Here is a 16,709-nt window from a genome sequence, read left to right as displayed (position 1 = left end):
ACATATTGGGCCCACTGGTATCATCTGGGCCAGAATGCACGACTCCTACGACAGACCGGGACGACACATGGCTGAGCCCCGCACCGGCCCAACCTCGGGTCGGACGCCACCTGACACCGGGTGGACCGACGATGTCATCCTGGTCGAGGACGACGGCACCCCGCACGGCCGGGCGGACCGGACGATGGTTCACACCGCCGACACCCCCCTGCACCTGGCCTTCTCCACCTACCTGTTCAACACGCGCGGCGAGGTGCTGGTCACCCGCCGCGCCCTGGGCAAGAAGACGTGGCCCGGCGTGTGGACGAACTCCTGCTGCGGCCACCCCCGTCCCGGTGAGGGCCTCGAGGACGCCGCCCGCCGCCGCATCCGGGAGGAGCTGGGGCTCGCCGTCGGCCCGCTCACCCCGCTGTTGCCCGAGTTCCGCTACCGAGCCACCGACGCGTCCGGGATCGTCGAGAACGAGATCTGCCCCGTCTACGCCGGCTTCGTCATCGACGACATCCCCGCGCCGGACCCCGCCGAGGTGGCCGAGTGGGCGTGGATCGACTGGGACAAGTTCGCCGCCGCCGTCCTCGCCACCCCGCAGGTGTACAGCCCCTGGGCTGCGCTGCAGGTACCCGCCCTCGTGCCGCTGGTGCGCAACCGCGCCTGCCCGACGGCGGACGGGGCCGACGACCTGGCGGCCACCATCGCCGAGGTCGACCGGCTGCTGCGCACCGAGCTCGCCGACCTGTCCGCCGCCTGGGAGCACCACTTGGCGGGCATCGGGGTGGACGTCGTTCCCGGCGACCTGACCGCCTGGCTCGGGTCCCTCCTCGTCGGTCAGGGCAAGCGCATCCGCGTCGCGATGACGCACTGGGGGTTCGTGGCGGCGGGCGGGCGGCCGGAGAGCGCCGCGCACGCCACGATGGTGCGGGTGGCGGCCGCCCTGGAGACCCTGCACCTCTTCGCGCTCGTGCACGACGACGTGATGGACGACTCCGACGCCCGCCGCGGGCATGCGTCCGCGCACGTCCAGGCGGCGGCGTGGCACCGGGCTGCGGACGCCCGCGGTGACGCCGAGGCATTCGGGCGCAACCTGGCGATCCTGCTCGGCGACCTCGCCCATGCGCTCGCCGACCGGCTGGCCGACGGCCTGCCCGGGCCGGTGCGCGGCCTGTGGTACGACCTGTGCGTCGAGCTGATCGCCGGGCAGCGCGCCGACCTGACCGGCGCGGCCGCCGGGCGGCGCGACCGCGCCCACGCCGAGCAGGTGGCGCGCCTCAAGTCGGGCCGGTACACGATCGAGCGACCGCTCGCGTTCGGTGCGTTGGCTGCCGAGGCCGGCCCGGACGCCAGCGCGGCCCTGCAGCGCTACGGCCAACACATCGGCCGGGCGTTCGCGTTGCGCGACGACGCCCTCGGCGTGTGGGGGGATCCCGAACGCACGGGCAAGCCAGCCGGGGACGACCTCCGGGAGGGCAAGGCGACGGTGCTGGTGAGTCTCGCCGAGAGCCGGCTGACCGGCCCGGACGCCGCCCGCCTGGCGCGGCTGGGCACGCCGGAGTTCAGCGAGGCGGACGCCGCCGCGCTCGCCACCGCGCTGCGGACGTTCGGCGTGGCCGACGAGGTGGAGCGTCTGATCTCCGAGGCCCACGATGCGGCCCTGGCCGCCCTCGCCGAGGGCGCGCTGACCCGGGCCGGCGTGGCCGGGCTCACCGAGGCCGCCCGCACGATCGCCTGGCGGGACGCATGAGCGGCCCGGCGCATGTCGTGGTGGTCGGGGCCGGGCTGTCCGGGCTCGCCGCGGCCCTGCACCTGCTCGGCGACGGGCATCGGGTGACGGTGCTGGAGCGGGCCTCCGTGCCCGGCGGCCGCAACGGCACGTGGAGCCAGGACGGGTTCCGGTTCGACACCGGGCCGGTCGTGTTCACCATGGTGAATCTGTTGGAGGAGGCGTTCGCCGCGGTGGGGCGGACGGCGTCCGATCACGTCGAGCTGAAGCTGCTCGACCCCGGTTACCACACGTTCTACGCCGACGGGTCGCGGTTGCTGATCCGGCACGGTCACGCGGCCATGCGGGCGGAGATCGAGAGGGAGTGCGGCGCCAAGGACGCGGCCGCCTTCGACCGCTTCGTGGTGTGGCTGAAGGCGCTCCACGACGTCGAGCTGCCCCATTTCATCGATGCCAACTTCGACACGCCGCTCGACCTGCTGCGCCACCCCGTCGCCGCCCTCCAGCTGCTGGGCCTGCGCGGTTTCGGACGCCTCGGCCCGCAGATCGCCAGCTGGTTCGACGACGAGCGGTTGCACAAGGCCTTCAGCTTCCAGGCCATGTACGCCGGGCTCGCGCCGGCCCAGGCGCTGGCCCTGTACGCCGTGATCGCCCACATGGACTCCATCGAGGGCACCTATTTCCCCGTCGGCGGTATGCACTCCGTGCCCCGCGGCATGGCGGATGCCGTCGCCCAATCCGGTGGCACCGTGCGTTACGACGCGACCGTCGAACGGGTGGTCCGCAACGCCGACGGCTCCGCCGCCGGGGTGTCGCTGGCGTCCGGTGAGGTCGTGGCGGCGGACGCCGTGGTCGTCACCGCCGACCTGCCGACGGCCTACGCCGAGCTGCTGCCCGAGCTCAAGGCCCCCCGCGCCGCTCGGAAGGGGTCGTTCTCGCCATCGGCGATGGTGTGGCACCTCGGCGTCCGCGGCGCATTGCCCGAGCACGTGGGCCACCACAACATCCACTTCGGGGCCGCGTGGGACGAGGCGTTCGACGACCTGCTGGTGCGAGGGCGTCCGATGGCCGATCCGTCGCGGTTCGTCGCCGTCCCGTCGATCGACGATCCGGCAGCCGCGCCCGAGGGCTGCCACACGCTGTACGTGCTCGAGCCGGTGCCCAACCTGGCGGTCGGCCGGATCGACTGGGCAAAGGAGACCCCCGGTCTGCGCGAGCGGATGCTGCAGTTCCTCCGCGAGGCGGGCTACCCCACCGACATCGTCACCGAGAAGCTGGTGACGCCGCCGGATTGGGAGGCCCAGGGCATGGCGGCGGGCACGCCGTTCGCGCTGGCGCACACGTTCGGCCAGACGGGGCCGTTCCGGCCCAAGAACGTGGACGGCCGCGTGCCGGGGCTGGTGTTCGCCGGCTCGGGGACGACGCCGGGCGTCGGGATTCCGATGGTGCTGATCTCGGGCAAGCTCGCCGCCGAACGAGTGAGGGAGCTGCTGCGGTGAGCGCAGATCTCAACGCCGGTTACGCCGCCTGCGCCCGGCTGACCCGTGCCCACGGCACCACCTACTGGTGGGGGGCACGCCTGCTGCCGCCCGGCCAGCGGCGCGACGTGCACACCGTGTACGCCCTGTGCCGGCTGGCCGACGACATCGTGGACGAGCCGGAGAAGGTGGCGCTGCCGCTCGACCTGCCCGGCGATCCGGCAGAGCGGTTGTCGGCGTTCGCGTCCTACTTCTTCGCCTCGCTGACCGCGGGGGATGCCGACGAGCCGGTGATGGCGGCGATCGTCGACTCGATCCGGCGCCGCGGCACCGACCCGGAGTGCTTCGAGCGGTTTTTCGCCGCGATGGCGCTCGACCTGTCCCGCACGACCTGGGCCACGTGGCCGGAGCTGCGCGACGGCTACATGGAGGGCTCGGCCGCGGTCATCGGAGAGATGATGCTGCCGGTGCTCGAGCCGTACACCCCGGACGCCAAGGCCCCGGCCCGGGCGCTCGGCCTGGCCTTCCAGCTCACGAACTTCCTGCGCGATGTTGCCGAGGATCTCGACCGCGGCCGCGTCTACGTCCCCCAGGACGACCTCGCCCGGCACGGCGCCGACCCGTGGCGGCGGCGTCCGGATGCGGCCTGGCAGGCCATGATGGCCGAACAGGTGGCGCGCAACCGGGCCCTGTACACCGAGGCGGAACCCGGCCTGGGCATGCTGCCACCGGCGTCGCGGCGTTGCGTGGGCACGGCGCTGGTGCTCTACCGGCGCATCCTGGATCGGATCGAGGCGTCGGGCTACGACGTGTTCTCCGGACGCCACCGCGTGCCGACGGCGGAGAGACTGGGCGTGACCCTCCGCAGCCTCACCCTGGGGCCACCCACCGCAGGCGCCCGCGCCTGAGCACGCCGCCCGGCACAGCCCGCGACGGACCGATCAGCGGGCCAGCACGCCGGTGAGGGGGACGGTCCAGACGTCCTCACCCGCCACGCCCCAGCCGTCCAGCAGCGCGTTCGCGGCCTGGAAGCCCGTGGTCGCGGCGCGCTCCATGAGCGCCACCGGGAGGTCGCAGCGCACCCAGTCGCCCGCGAGCACCAGCCGCGGCGCGGGCGTCCGGACGCCGGGCCGCTCGGCCCACGGCTGGTCGGGGCCGATGACCACGCAGTCGTCGCGCACCAGCAGCTCGCGCTCCACCACGCTCATCGCTGCAGTCTCGGGGAACGCCCGGTGCAACTCGGCGAGCAGGGCGTCGGCGACTCGTTCGGCGGCCGCCGGCTCCAGGGCCACCTCGGCGTCGCACGCGTAGGCGTGCAGCTCCACCACCGAGCCGCCGTGTTCGGCCGACCACGCGGCGGCCCCCGCTTCGAACCGTTCCAGCACCGAAATGTTGTCGAGCGGCCCGAACCCGCTCGTGCCCAGGAAGGCGGGGCGCTCGGCGTCCACGCGCTGGCCCAGCCACAGCCGCAGCACGACGAACGGCGGGGCGTTGCGGGTGGCGGCCACCGCGTCCTGCCAGGCGCCGAGGTGCCCGTCGTCGGGCAGGCCGGCCACGAGGGCGCGGGCGGCGCGCGGATCGGTGGCCAGCACGACGGCGTCGGTGTCGACCTGCTCCTCGCCGACGCGGACGCCGGCGCGTCCCTCCTCCACGACCAGCGCGCTGACGGGCGCGGACGTCCGCACCGTCACCCCCAGCGCGGCCAGGTGCGTCCCGAGCGGACCCCACAGGGCGGTGTCGTAGTCGTCGTCGGGGACGTCGAACAGCAGCCCCTCCGCCGACCCCATGAAGTAGGTGTGGAACATGGCCACGAGCTCGCCGGCGGAGAAATCCTGCGGGTCGGCGAAGAACGAGCGGGCGAACACCTCCAGGGCCAGGTCACGCGCCGCGGGCGGGAACCGCAGGCGATCCAGGAACGCCCCGGCGGACTCCCCGTCGTAGCGCTCGTGGGTGCCCGGGAAGCGCACCTGGAGCAGCTCCAGCGCCGCCGGCACGTCGACCTTCGTCAGCGAGCGCAGCGTGAACGTGGGGCTGCGGAGCGCGAACGCCGCGACCGACAGCGGCGGCGTCAACGGCAGGCCGGCGAACGTGTCGGTGACGCCGTCCGGACGCCGCAGCGGGTAGTCCTCAACCGGCAGGAGGCGGCTCAACCCGGGATCGGCGCGTCGCAGCAGGGCGCGCAGGTTGTAGTACTGCCGGAAGAACGCGTGGAAGCCGCGGCTCATCGTGCGCCCGTCCCCGAGCTCCCACGCGGCCACGCGGCCACCGAGCCTCTCGGACGCCTCGAGCAACGTGACGCGCACCCCACGCTCGGCCAGCACCGTCGCGGCCGCGATGCCGGCGATGCCACCGCCGACCACGGCGACGTGCCGTTCCCCGGAGACGATCTGCGTGCCCCGGGGGCCGGGGATGCGCACCGCGCGCCGGTCGCGTCCGGGAACGTTCTGCTGCTGGCTCACGGGGTCAATCCTAGCGGCCGGGGGCACGCCCGGGCACACCGGAGAGGTCGTCATCGACGTCGCCGGGCGCGGAGGCGACCAACCCCGCCGCGACCATCACCACGGCGCTGCCGATGAGCAACCACAGGGGCAGGGTCCAGCTGCCCGTCCGACCGTGGATGACGCCGACCGCGAACGGGCCGAGGGCCGCGAGGGCGTACCCGATGCTCTGGCCGAAGGCGGACAACCGGGCGGTGACGTGCGGGTCGCGCGATCGGGCGGTGACGAGCGCCAGCGCCATGGGGAACGCCGCCCCGGACAGCCCGAGCGACACCGCCCACAGCCACGGCACCGTCGTGGGCGCGTAGAGGATGCCGAGGTACCCCACCACCAGCAGGACGCCGAGCGCGACCACCACGCCGCGCAGATCACGCACCTGCTCCACCACCGTGGCCATGACCAGCCCGGTCACGATGCCGAACGACGCGATGAGCGACACCAGCAACCCGGCGTCCGCGGCGTCGACGCCCCCGTCGCGGTACAGCTGCGCGGCCCACCCGAACTGGGTGTAGGCCTGCATGGACTGGACGCCGAAGAAGATGCCCAGGGCCACCGCGCGCCGCGACCGCACGAGCGAGGGGCCACGCTCGGGGCGCGGGCCACGGACGCGCGCCGAGCCCTCGGTGAGCGCCACCGCCAGCATGGGCACGACGGCGAGCGCGGCCACCCCACCCCACACGGCGAGCGACCCGCGCCACTGCCCCGGCAGCACGGACGCGAGGGGCACCGCCGCCGCGCTGGCCAGCGTCGCCCCCACGGCGAGCAGGCAGCTGTAGAGCGTCATCATCCCCGCAACGTGCCCCGGGAATCGGCGCTTGATGAACGCGGGCAGCAACACGTTGCCCACGGCGATCCCCGCGTAACCGAGCGCGGTGAACGCCAGAAAGGCGGCGGCGTCCGGCACGAACGCCCGCGCCAGCAGCCCGACGGCCGTCACCGCGGCGCCCAGCCACAGGGCGCGGTTGAGCCCGACGCGGACGGCCAGGCCGACGGCGAGCGCCCCGAACGCGGCGAAGCACAACCCCGGCATCGCGGTGAGCAGGCCACCCCACGTCGACCCCTGGCCCAGATCGGCCAGGATCTCGGCCATGAGCGGCCCCACCACCGTGGCACCGGGGCGCAGGTTGAGCGACACCGCCACCACCGCGACGACCGCCAGCCAGGCACCGCGTGTCGTCTGCCGTGGTGTCACGCTCGCCCCCTTCGGGCACGTGGCCCTCTTCTGGCCACGTGGCCCCCGCAGACCCTAGCGCGCCAGCAGCAGCCCCAGGCGCCGGGCCAGCCGGACGGCCCGAGGGTCGGCACCACCGGGCCACGGCCCGCGGGCGATGGTGTAGCCGAACGCGACGCCGGTGTCGGGGTCGACGCAGCCGAGGCAGCCGAAGGCCCCGTCGTGGCCGAACGAGCGCGGGCCGCCCCACGCGAAGGTGCCCGACTGCTTCTGGAACACGATCGAGTGGGCCCGGTCCGGCAGCCCCAACACCTCGTCGTAGCCGCGGCACTGCAACTGGGCCATCTGCTCCACGGTGTCGGCCGACCACAGGGCGGGCCGCTCCCCCACGCCCGTCACCGCGGACGCCAGCAGCCCGGCGATGCCGCGCGCCGACACGGTCGCGGACACCGCGGCGTGCCCGAAGCGCCAGGAGCGCTCGTCCCGGACGATGTCGATGGGGTCCCCGACCGGGTCGACCCAGTACAACCGCCCGCGGTCCGGGCCGGGGCCGTCGGCGCCCCCGGCCGCCACCGGCGGAATCATGGGCAGGGGCGCCACCAGGCGCTCCTCGGCTCCCGCCGGCAGCCCGAGGAAGAACTCGGTGCCGAATGGCGTCCGCACCTCGGCCTCGTGGAACTCCTGCAACGTCTGGCCGGTCACGCGGTACACCAGCTCCCCGGCCAGGTCATCGATGGTGACCCCGTGGTAGCCGAACGCCTTGCCCGGCGCCCACTGTGGCCGCTGCGCCGCCAACACCCGGGCGGCGCGGTGGGGGTCCAGCAGGTCGTCCCAAATCAGCGGAGGATCCGTCGCGAACGGCAGCCCGGCCTGGTGGGAGAGCAGCTGCCGCACGGTCACGGCCCCCTTGCCGCGGGCGGCGAACTCGGGCCAGTGGTCGGCCACCAGGTCGTCGAGCCCGAGCGCACCACGCTCCACCAACAGTCCGACGGCCACACCGATGGCGTTCTTCGACACCGAGGCCGGCACGATCAGGGAATCCTCACCCAGGTGCGGCCCGCCCCAGACGTCGAGCACCTTCTGCCCGTCGTGGAAGGCCGCGACCTGCACCGAGAGGTCCGGATCCGTGCCCAGGTGGGTGGCCACGGTGTCCGCGATCTCCACCACCCGCTCGTCCACCTCCCCCCGCAGGGAGCCGTGCCGTGCCGTGTCGAGCTGCTGCAGAGCCATGACCACTCCTTCGTGTCGTTCTCGGCGTCCGTGCCGTCGCACCCGACGCTATCGGGCGGGGCCGACGAAATCCGTTGCCATACGACGGATTGCCCGCATCCGCGCCCCATTCTTCCTAGACTCCTGCGGGAGGGACTCGGTCCGGGGGTCGCTCGGCCAGCACACCGCAACTCGAGGAGGTCGCGATGTCGGCGCCGAACCTGACCGCGCGCCCGCACCACCCGCGCCGCACCGCGTCCGAGGACCGGTTGCGCAACCTGCGCCTGCTCGGGATGGTCGCCCCCGTCGTCTTCATCGCCCTCGTGATCGCGGGCTACCCCTTCGTCGCTCAGACCGTGGGGCACGAGCACGGCCTCAACGTCGTCGGGCTGGTCATGGTGGTCGCCGCCGCCGGTTTCGGTTGGTTCATGTACCGGCTGATCGGACGCGCCCACGCGGAGGTGTTGCTCCGTGAGGAGGAGCTGGCCCAGGCCCAGGCCCAGCGCCGCGTGGACGCCGAACGCCACACGGCCGCCCTCCCCGAGCGCGACCGCATCGCCCGCGAGCTCCACGACTCGCTGGCCCAGGTGCTGGGCGTCGCCCACCTCAAGCTGCAGGCGCTGGCCGCTCGCCCGGAGGTGCGCGGCTCCGATCGCCTCTCGCGTGACATCGGCGAGCTCGCCGAACTGTGCTCCGACGGCTACCACGACGTCCGCGAGGCCATCCTCGGCCTCAAGGACTCCCACCAGCCCCGCCCGGCCCTGCTCGACCACCTCGAGAGCTACCTGCAGCGTTACACCCGCCTCTCCGGCGTCCCCACCGCACTGGACGCCGACGCCCCCGGCCTCGCCCTCACCCCCGACGCCGAGGTGCAGGTCATCCGGATCGTCCAGGAGGCACTCAGCAACGTCCGCAAACACGCGGACGCCACCCGCGCCACCCTCACCGTGCGCAGCACCGCCCCGCAGACGACGTTCACCGTGACCGATGACGGCTGCGGCTTCACCCCGCTGGCCGCGTGCCCGCAGGACGGCCACGGCTACGGGCTGGCGGCCATGCGCGAGCGGGCCGAGAGCTTCGGCGGACGCCTCACCGTCACCTCCGCGCCGGGCCGCGGCACCACCGTCGTCGTCACGGTGCCCGCCGCGCAGGTGCTGCCCGAGGCGCTGAGCGCATGACGGCCCCCGACCCCATTCGCGTGCTGTTGGCCGACGACCTCATCCTCTTCCGCCGCGCCATCGCCCAGCTCATCGAGGAGGAGGCCGACCTGGAGGTCGTCGGGCAGGCGAGCAACGGCCTGCTCGCGGTCGAGGCGGCGCTGGCGCTGAAGCCCGATGTGGCGGTGCTCGACGTGGAGATGCCGGTGATGGACGGCATCGAGGCGGCGCGCCGCATCCTGGCGGCGCTGCCGGAGACGCGCGTCGTCATGCTGACCGTCAGCGAGGACGACGACCACCTGCTGGAGGCGGTCCGCCTCGGCGTCCACGGCTACCTGCTGAAGGATCTGGCCCCCGCCGAGCTGTTCGACCTGATCCGCGCCGCGATGCGCAACGAGAACCCGGTGTCCCCGGCCCTGGTCGGACGCCTGCTCGCCGCGGTGCGCGCGGGGACGCCGCCGCCGCGTCCGGAGCGGGCGGACGCCGAGGGTCCCGCCCTGCCCCAGCGCGAGCTGGACGTGCTGCGGTTGGTGGCCGACGGGTTGTCGAACAAGGAGATCGGCGTGCGCCTGTCGATCACGGAGGGCACCGTGAAGAACCACGTGCACAACGCGCTCGCCAAGCTCGACATGGACAACCGCATCCAGGCCGCCACCTACGTCGTCCGGCACGGGATCGGTCTGCCCCGCCGCCCCTGACGCCGCTGGCACCCCTGACGCCGCTGGCACCGCTGGCACCGCTGGCACCGACCGCTGTATCTCCGTTGTGCCCCTTTTGTACCCCAGGCGGGATGGTTGACGCCCGGGGGGCGGGCAAGGATGGCCGGGAGGGGACATCTGTCGACGGGAGGAGGAGCCATGCGCAGGGCCGTCACAGCGACGCTGGGCTGGATCCGGGACGCCATCGGTGCGTCCTGGCGCTGGTTCCTGCCGCTGGTGGCCGGGCTCACGGGCATCCTCGTCGGCATCCTCATCTTCACGTTCGGCTACGCCGGCGGCCTGAACTACTTCGGCCACGAGGCCGAGACCTGCAACCAGTGCCACGCCATGAACGGCCAGTACGACCGCTGGAGCCGCGGCGTCCACGCCAATGCCGCGACGTGTCAGGACTGCCACTCCCCCCACGACAACGTCGTCTACTACTACGTGAACAAGGCCGACAACGGTTTTTGGCACGCCCTGAAGTTCACGACGGGCGACTACCCGATGAACATGCACATCCGCGACCACAACCGGCAGATCACCCAGGAAGCCTGCCTGACGTGCCACGACACGATGACGCACGACATCCGCGCCCTGCGCACCGATGACCAACAGATCGACTGCCTGTCCTGCCACGCGGGCGTCGGTCACGGAAGGGACTGATGACGATGGCCACCGCCGCCACTGATGAGAAGTCGACTCCGCGCAGCGGACGCCCGAAGTGGGGTCTGCTCGCCCTGGTCATCGTGCTGGGCGGCGTCATCGCCGTCGGCGTCCTGGCGCTGCTGGTGAACATCTTCACGCGCCAGACGGAGGCGCAGCAGCCCTATTTCCAGGTCGTCGAGCTGACCGACGAGACGTACGACCCGCAGGTGTGGGGCCAGAACTACCCGCTGCAGTACGAGGGCTGGCTGCGGACGCAGGAGATGGATCCGGCCAACACCGTCACCCGGGAGCCCACCGCCGAGGATCCGCGCACGGTCAAGACCCAGAGCAAGCTCGAGAACGACCCCCGCATGGTGACGATGTGGCAGGGCTACGCGTTCTCCGTCGAGTACAACCGGCCCCGCGGCCACGCGTACATGTTGGAGGACCAGCGCCTCGTGCAGCGCGTCACGCAGTTCAACCAGCCCGGCGCCTGCCTGAACTGCCACGCCTCCCTGCCCGAGATCGTGAACACCATGGGCGACGGTGACCCCGACGAGGGGTGGGCCATCATGAACCGGACGCCCTACAACGAGGCCACCCAGTTCGCCCAGCACCCCGTGGCCTGCATCGACTGCCACGACCCGAAGACGATGGAACTCCGCGTCACCCGCCCCGCGTTCGTGGCGGGCATCAAGGAGTACAAGGCGGGCCAGGGCATCCGCGACTACGACGTCAACACGCAGGCCACCGCCCAGGAGATGCGGGCGTACGTGTGCGCCCAGTGCCACGTGGAGTACTACTTCGCCGGCGAGGGGAAGACCCTCACCTTCCCGTGGGACCACGGCCTGACGGCCGACGACGCCCTGCAGTACTACGACGAGAACGAGTTCTCCGACTTCACCCACCGCCTCACCGGCGCCCCGGTCGTGAAGGCGCAGCACCCCGACTTCGAGACGTGGAGCCAGGGCGTCCACGCCCAGTCCGGCGTCACGTGTGTCGACTGCCACATGCCGTACCAGCGCGAGGGCGCGATGAAGATCACCGACCACCAGGTCGCCAGCCCGATGCGCTCGGACGCGTCCATCAACTCCAGCTGCCTGACCTGCCACGCGGTGACCGAGCAGGAGATGCGCGAGCGCGTCGGCGGCATCCAGGAGCGCTACGAACACGTCAAGGACACCGCCTTCGACGCCCTCGTCCAGCTGATCGGGGACATCGAGACGGCCCGCACCAACGGCACCGACCAGGCACGCATCGAGGAGGCCTGGGCCTACCAGCGCAAGGCGCAGTTCTTCGTCGACTACGTGGTCAGCGAGAACAGCCACGGCTTCCACGCCCCGGCGTACACCAACCGGTTGCTCGCCGACGCCACGGACGCCGCCCGCCGCGGCCAGCTGGCCCTGCTGGGCCAGACCTACCCGGCCGCCGGCGCTCCGACACCGGCCCCGGTGCCGCCCTACACCCCGCCGCCCGCCTCGCCGACGCCGACCCGTCCGGCCGCCCCCGAGACGGCCTCGGCGACCCCCTAGAGCCGGAAGCCCGCCTCGGACCCGGGCTCCCGTCCGGACCCCATCCCTACCGTTGGGTAGGGGTGGGGTCCTCCTCGTTGTACCCCGCTGTGCCGGAATCATGCCGCCGGCGGGATGGTTCGCCCACACCCGCTCGCCGAGACTGGAGGGACATCCGGTACGGAGGGGAATGATGGTCCGAGAATCCTCGAACGAACCGGTCGCCGAAGGCCAGGCCATCCCTGTCGATGACCCCGCCGATTCCGCCGCAGACGGCGCGACGACGACCGATCCACCCACGCGCTCGAGCGTGCGGCGACGCCCGCGCAAGGCGCTGTTGATGCTGACCGGCCTCGCGTTCGCGGTGGGGCTGGGCTTCGCCGTCTGGACGATGGGTGACCCGGCACCGGCCGCGGCCGAGTTGCCCGACGGTCACCCCGACATCGCCCAGACGACGGCGATGCCGGCGGCAGCCCCGACCACCCCGGCGCTGGACGAGGCCCAGGTGGCGGCTCTCACCGCCAAGGTCGAGGCCGATCCGTCCGACGTGGTGAGCATGCGGACCCTGGCCGACGTCTACTTCCGCGGCGAGCAGTTCGCCGAGTCGGCCACCTGGCTGGAGCGCTTCGTGGAGCAGCAGCCGAACGACCTCGACTCCCGCCTGGTGCTCGGCGTGGCGTACTTCAACGTGAACCGCGTCGCGGACGCCGAGGCGCAGTGGCAGCGGGCCGCGGAGATCTCACCCATCAGCCCGCACCCGTGGTTCAACCTCGGTTTCGCGCGCATGGCGCAGGATCCGCCGGACGTCACGGGGGCTGTGGCGGCCTGGGAGAGGGTGAGTGAGCTGGCACCCGGATCGGGCATCGCGGCGTCCGCCCAGGAGCACCGCGAGCGCCTGCTGGCGAGCGAGGCCGTCGGGTCGCCGACGCCCACGCCGCCGGCGTCCGAACCGACCCCGGCCACCACGCCGTGAGGGGGACGCGATGAGCATCGACACCTCCCCCCGACGCCAGCCGGTCGACCCGGACGACCCGGTCGACCGCGCGGTGGACGACACCGCCGACGATCTCGTCGTGCGCCGCCCCCACGGCAGGGAACCGGACATCTCGGTCGGCGAGGTCGCTCGCCGCATCTACCGGTTGTTCCACAACAAGCGGTTCGGCCTGTTCCTGATCCTCGCGATGATGGTGCTGACGCTGCTGGGCGTGCTGTTCCCGCAAGCGCCCGACGGTGTGCGCAGCGACCCGGAGCTCATGGCGTCCTGGCTGGAGACCGTGCGCCCCACGTTCCGCGGCTGGACGACTCCGCTGGCCGTGCTGGGCATCTTCTCGATGTTCAGCTCGCCGGCGTTCGTGACGGTCGTCTCGCTGCTCGTGCTCTCGATCATCGCCTGCACCACGCACCGCATGCCGCTGCTGTGGCAGCAGTCGATGAACACGCGCGTCCACGTGCGCGACACGTTCTTCGACCGGGCGCGCCTCAGCGTGGCAGCCGTCCTGCCCGTCGGGCGCGACGAGGCGATCGAGCAGGTGCGTGCCCGGCTGCTCGGCAGGCGGTTCCGGGTGCTGGCCGACGAGACCACCCCGGGGCGGCTCTACGCCGACCAGAACCGTTTCGCCCCGGTCGGCACGATCATCGCGCACACCGCGTTCGTCGTGATCCTCGCCGGCGTGCTCATCACGGGCCAGTTCGGGCTGCAGCTGAACAACTTTCCGGTCACGATCGGCACCACGCGCGCCGTGGGCTACGACACGGGGCTGGCGGTCGAGGCGCGGGCGTTCTCCGACACCTACCACCCCGACGGTCGCCCGGCCGACTACGTCTCCGAGCTGGTGCTGTGGCACGACGGGGTGGAGGTGGCCCACCAGGACGTCCGGGTCAACACCCCCCTCCGGTGGGGCGGCTACTCGGTCAACCAGGCCTCGTTCGGCATCGCGGCCATGTTCGCGGTGACGGACGCCGCCGGCGCGGTCGTCCACGAGGGGGGCATCCCGCTCCAGTACGCCACGCCGGACGAGCTGTACAGCTACGGACGCGTCGAGCTGGCCGACCGCAACCTCGTGTTCTACGTCATCACCCCGGCATCGGGGCAGGTGACGCCGGACATCCGCCCCGGTGAGGCGCAGCTCGAGGTGTACGCCCTGGACGCCGACAACACCCCGATCGACACGCAGCTCCTCACCCCCGGTGCCACCGCGACGATCGCCGACCTGACCTTCACGTTCGAGCGCGAGGCGCAGTACACCGGCCTGATGGTGTCGCGCGATCCGGGGGCGCTGTGGGTGTGGATCGGCGCGGCCCTGATCATGATCGGCACCTGCTGGACGATGTTCCTGCGTCACCACCGCGTGTGGACCCGTGTCACCCCCAACGACGACGGCACCACCACCGTCACCTTCGCGTCCCCCGACCGGCACGACTCGGTCTTCCAGGATTCCATCCGCACCCTCGCCGCCCAGTTGGCCGACCCGGCCGACGCTCCCAGGAGGTAACCGCCATGCTCGAACTGTCCCGCATCTGCCTCGCCGCGGCCACGGTGCTGCTCACCCTGGCGCTGGTCAGCAACGTCGTCATCGTCCTCACCCGCAACACCGCGGCCCGAAAGGCAGCGGCCAAGGAGGCGGCGCTCGTGGGGGCGTCCGGGGCCGGTGGGGCGGAACCGGAGCGACTCGCGGCGTCCCCCGCCGTGGTGGAGTCGCCCAGCCGTGGGCTCGGGTGGTACACCGACCGGACCATCGAGATCTCGCTGGTGCTGCTCACCGTCGGGCTGGCGGCGCGGACCTTCGCGACGGGGCACGCGCCGTTCGCGAACCAGTACGAGTTCGCCTGCTCGTTCGCCTGGGGCATGACGCTGGCGTACGTGTTCTTCAACCACCGCTACCGGCTGCGCACGCTCTCGCTGGCGATCCTGCCGCTGCCGGTGCTGATGCTGCTGTACGCCGCCACGGTGGGCTCCGAGGCCGTGCCGCTCATGCCGGCGCTCGACAACCACCTGCTCCTCACGCTGCATGTCGCCACGGCCATCCTGGGGTATGGCGCGGCGGCGGTCGCGTTCGGCGCGGCGGTGTTCTATCTCATCCGCCCGCACCTGAAGCTGCGCGGCCTGCCCAGTGAGGAATTGTTGGACGAGATCGGCTACCGCGCCGTCGTCATCACGTTCCCGATGCTCACCATCATGATCATCCTGGGGGCCGTGTGGGCCGACATCGCGTGGGGCCGCTACTGGAGCTGGGACCCGAAGGAGACCGCCTCTCTGGTCACCTGGCTCATCTACGGCGCCTACCTGCACGCCCGGGTGTCCCGTGGCTGGCGCGGCAACCGATCCGCCGGGTTGCTGATCCTCGGCTTCGTGGCCATCCTGTTCACCTACTACGGCAACCTGTTCTTCGGCGGGCTGCACGCCTACGCCTGATGCCGACTCGCAAGGGTGCGGACTCCGGGTCGCGGGCCGGTGTGGCCCGGCCGCCGGGTGGTCGCGGTGTGACCGATGCGGGCCCGGCCGATGGAGGGGGGAGAGATGCCGGTGTGACCGATGCCGGTGTGACCGGTGCAAGCGTGACCGATGCCGGGCGAGGTGCCGCAGGGGGGAGCGGCTCCGCGCGCGGCGGCGTCCCTGGGCTGCTCTACCTGGCCGGGTTCGTGGCGGTGGTGGTGCTCGCGGTGTGGCTGCTGCTGCCACCCGCCCCGTCCTCGGCCAGCGTCGACCCCGGCGCCAACGCCCGGCCCGCCCCGACGGTGGGCCAAGAGGCGCCGGACTTCACGGCGACCACGCTGGACGGCCGCACCGTGTCGTTGGCGTCCCTGCGCGGCACCCCGGTGTGGCTGACCTTCGGTGCCACGTGGTGCGCGCCCTGCCGCGTCGAGGCGCCCGACATCGAGGCCGCCCACGACGGGCGTGCGGAGATCCTCGCCGTGTACATGGGCGAACCGGGCGCCACCGTCGCCCCCTACGCCCAGCGCATGGGCCTGACGTTCGGCCAGATCCCGGACGCCGACGGCCAGCTCTCCGCGCTGTACGGCGTCCGCGGCATCCCCGTGCACTACTTCGTGGACGCCGAGGGCGTGGTGCGCTCGACCCGCGTCGGCATCCTCGGCCCGGAGACCATCGACGCCGAGCTGGCGGCGATCCAGCCGGGAGCCTGACCCGCGCCGATCCCGCTCGGGGGCCAGGCGGCTCCGATCACGCTGGCCCGATCTCAGCTCTGTGGCCCCGCCGCGGCCCCGCATCCGGGACCACTTCGCTAACCTGCCGTAGCGGGGCTCCCCGTGCCGGAAGAGCACCGCTACGGCGGACGGGGGAAGTGCCCCACGCCGGAGAGCCACGCTTCGCCAGGGCGCCACGCCCCTGTCGTTCAGCTCGCCTCCCTGCCGTTGTCGACGGCACCCTGCTCGAAGCCCTCCTCCCCAGCGCTGCAACGGCAGGGCCGTGCGTTTCGCACAGGGAGGGGGTCCGAAGGGCAGGGAGGCGGCCCCACGGGCAGGGAGGCGGTCCGACGGGCAGGGAGGCGGCCCCACGGGCAGGGAGGCGGCCCCACGGGCAGGGAGGCGACCTCACGGACAGGGAGGCGGTCCGAAGGGCAGGGAGGCGCCCCCACCGCAGGGTGGACACACGGTCACGGCCG

Annotated in this window: 14 protein-coding genes; 11 read left to right on the top strand and 3 right to left on the bottom strand. The window is 72.6% G+C overall.

Features of this window, described 5'->3' with window-relative positions; all coding sequences use genetic code 11:
- Positions 1-67 precede the first annotated feature (67 nt).
- Genes idi through PCC79_RS01335 form a run of 3 tightly spaced genes read left to right on the top strand, consistent with a single transcriptional unit; the run spans position 68 to position 4,103 of the window.
- Positions 68-1,738, top strand: a complete 1,671-nt coding sequence (gene idi / locus PCC79_RS01345; protein ID WP_232548763.1) for an isopentenyl-diphosphate Delta-isomerase — start codon at positions 68-70, stop codon at positions 1,736-1,738.
- Positions 1,735-3,216, top strand: a complete 1,482-nt coding sequence (crtI, locus tag PCC79_RS01340; protein ID WP_232548762.1) for a phytoene desaturase family protein — start codon at positions 1,735-1,737, stop codon at positions 3,214-3,216. The genes idi and crtI overlap by 4 nt, the downstream gene beginning before the upstream one ends.
- Complete coding sequence (locus PCC79_RS01335; protein WP_232548761.1) at positions 3,213-4,103, top strand: phytoene/squalene synthase family protein; 891 nt, start codon at positions 3,213-3,215, stop codon at positions 4,101-4,103. The genes crtI and PCC79_RS01335 overlap by 4 nt, the downstream gene beginning before the upstream one ends.
- Before the next feature lie 33 nt (positions 4,104-4,136).
- Here PCC79_RS01335 and PCC79_RS01330 read toward each other — a convergent pair whose 3' ends face one another.
- Genes PCC79_RS01330 through PCC79_RS01320 form a run of 3 tightly spaced genes read right to left on the bottom strand, consistent with a single transcriptional unit; the run spans position 4,137 to position 8,094 of the window.
- Positions 4,137-5,654 (bottom strand): FAD-dependent oxidoreductase, encoded by a 1,518-nt coding sequence (locus PCC79_RS01330; protein WP_342372772.1) that lies wholly within the window; start codon positions 5,652-5,654, stop codon positions 4,137-4,139.
- 10 nt (positions 5,655-5,664) lie between these two features.
- Positions 5,665-6,885: an MFS transporter gene (locus tag PCC79_RS01325; protein ID WP_342372771.1), complete on the bottom strand. Its 1,221-nt coding sequence runs from the start codon at positions 6,883-6,885 to the stop codon at positions 5,665-5,667.
- A 54-nt stretch (positions 6,886-6,939) separates the two neighbouring features.
- Positions 6,940-8,094, bottom strand: a complete 1,155-nt coding sequence (locus tag PCC79_RS01320) for a serine hydrolase domain-containing protein (protein ID WP_342372770.1) — start codon at positions 8,092-8,094, stop codon at positions 6,940-6,942.
- Positions 8,095-8,279: 185 nt separating this feature from the next.
- On the opposite strand from PCC79_RS01320, the gene PCC79_RS01315 reads away from it, so the two are divergent.
- The 8 genes from PCC79_RS01315 (at position 8,280) to PCC79_RS01280 (ending at position 16,230) form a co-directional block, all read left to right on the top strand.
- Entirely contained in the window at positions 8,280-9,251 is a 972-nt protein-coding gene (locus PCC79_RS01315; protein WP_342372769.1) for a sensor histidine kinase, read from the top strand.
- Positions 9,248-9,928 (top strand): response regulator transcription factor, encoded by a 681-nt coding sequence (locus tag PCC79_RS01310; protein WP_342372768.1) that lies wholly within the window; start codon positions 9,248-9,250, stop codon positions 9,926-9,928. Before PCC79_RS01315 ends, PCC79_RS01310 begins: the two co-directional genes overlap by 4 nt.
- 159 nt (positions 9,929-10,087) lie before the next feature.
- Positions 10,088-10,594 carry a cytochrome c nitrite reductase small subunit gene (nrfH, locus tag PCC79_RS01305; protein WP_232548755.1) on the top strand — a complete coding sequence of 169 codons (507 nt, stop codon included), beginning with the start codon at positions 10,088-10,090 and terminating at the stop codon, positions 10,592-10,594.
- The gene (locus PCC79_RS01300; RefSeq protein ID WP_342372767.1) at positions 10,594-12,108 is read left to right on the top strand and encodes an ammonia-forming cytochrome c nitrite reductase subunit c552; all 1,515 of its coding nucleotides are present in this window, start codon (positions 10,594-10,596) and stop codon (positions 12,106-12,108) included. Before nrfH ends, PCC79_RS01300 begins: the two co-directional genes overlap by 1 nt.
- 172 nt (positions 12,109-12,280) lie before the next feature.
- Positions 12,281-13,060, top strand: a complete 780-nt coding sequence (locus tag PCC79_RS01295) for a hypothetical protein (protein WP_342372766.1) — start codon at positions 12,281-12,283, stop codon at positions 13,058-13,060.
- A 10-nt stretch (positions 13,061-13,070) separates the two neighbouring features.
- Positions 13,071-14,579, top strand: a complete 1,509-nt coding sequence (locus tag PCC79_RS01290; RefSeq protein WP_342372765.1) for a cytochrome c biogenesis protein ResB — start codon at positions 13,071-13,073, stop codon at positions 14,577-14,579.
- Positions 14,580-14,584: 5 nt separating this feature from the next.
- Positions 14,585-15,499, top strand: coding sequence for a c-type cytochrome biogenesis protein CcsB (gene ccsB, locus PCC79_RS01285; protein ID WP_342372764.1), 915 nt, complete (start codon positions 14,585-14,587; stop codon positions 15,497-15,499).
- A 128-nt stretch (positions 15,500-15,627) separates the two neighbouring features.
- Positions 15,628-16,230 carry a TlpA disulfide reductase family protein gene (locus PCC79_RS01280; RefSeq protein ID WP_342372763.1) on the top strand — a complete coding sequence of 201 codons (603 nt, stop codon included), beginning with the start codon at positions 15,628-15,630 and terminating at the stop codon, positions 16,228-16,230.
- Positions 16,231-16,709: the final 479 nt, after the last annotated feature.

Origin of the sequence: Propioniciclava soli, assembly GCF_038502305.1 — a bacterium.
Lineage (GTDB): Bacteria > Actinomycetota > Actinomycetes > Propionibacteriales > Propionibacteriaceae > Propioniciclava > Propioniciclava soli.
The sequence above is the reverse complement of the archived record's forward strand: the minus strand, read 5'-3'. Positions and strand labels throughout refer to the sequence as shown.

What these genes read in the sequence shown, in the direction of transcription:
- idi (WP_232548763.1), top strand. Translation starts at nt 68, where the DNA reads ATGGCTGAGCCCCGCACCGGCCCAACCTCGGGTCGGACGCCACCTGAC.
- crtI (WP_232548762.1), top strand. Translation starts at nt 1,735, where the DNA reads ATGAGCGGCCCGGCGCATGTCGTGGTGGTCGGGGCCGGGCTGTCCGGG.
- PCC79_RS01320 (WP_342372770.1), bottom strand. Translation starts at nt 8,094, where the DNA reads ATGGCTCTGCAGCAGCTCGACACGGCACGGCACGGCTCCCTGCGGGGG.
- PCC79_RS01315 (WP_342372769.1), top strand. Translation starts at nt 8,280, where the DNA reads ATGTCGGCGCCGAACCTGACCGCGCGCCCGCACCACCCGCGCCGCACC.
- PCC79_RS01310 (WP_342372768.1), top strand. Translation starts at nt 9,248, where the DNA reads ATGACGGCCCCCGACCCCATTCGCGTGCTGTTGGCCGACGACCTCATC.
- nrfH (WP_232548755.1), top strand. Translation starts at nt 10,088, where the DNA reads ATGCGCAGGGCCGTCACAGCGACGCTGGGCTGGATCCGGGACGCCATC.
- PCC79_RS01300 (WP_342372767.1), top strand. Translation starts at nt 10,594, where the DNA reads ATGACGATGGCCACCGCCGCCACTGATGAGAAGTCGACTCCGCGCAGC.
- PCC79_RS01295 (WP_342372766.1), top strand. Translation starts at nt 12,281, where the DNA reads ATGGTCCGAGAATCCTCGAACGAACCGGTCGCCGAAGGCCAGGCCATC.
- PCC79_RS01290 (WP_342372765.1), top strand. Translation starts at nt 13,071, where the DNA reads ATGAGCATCGACACCTCCCCCCGACGCCAGCCGGTCGACCCGGACGAC.
- ccsB (WP_342372764.1), top strand. Translation starts at nt 14,585, where the DNA reads ATGCTCGAACTGTCCCGCATCTGCCTCGCCGCGGCCACGGTGCTGCTC.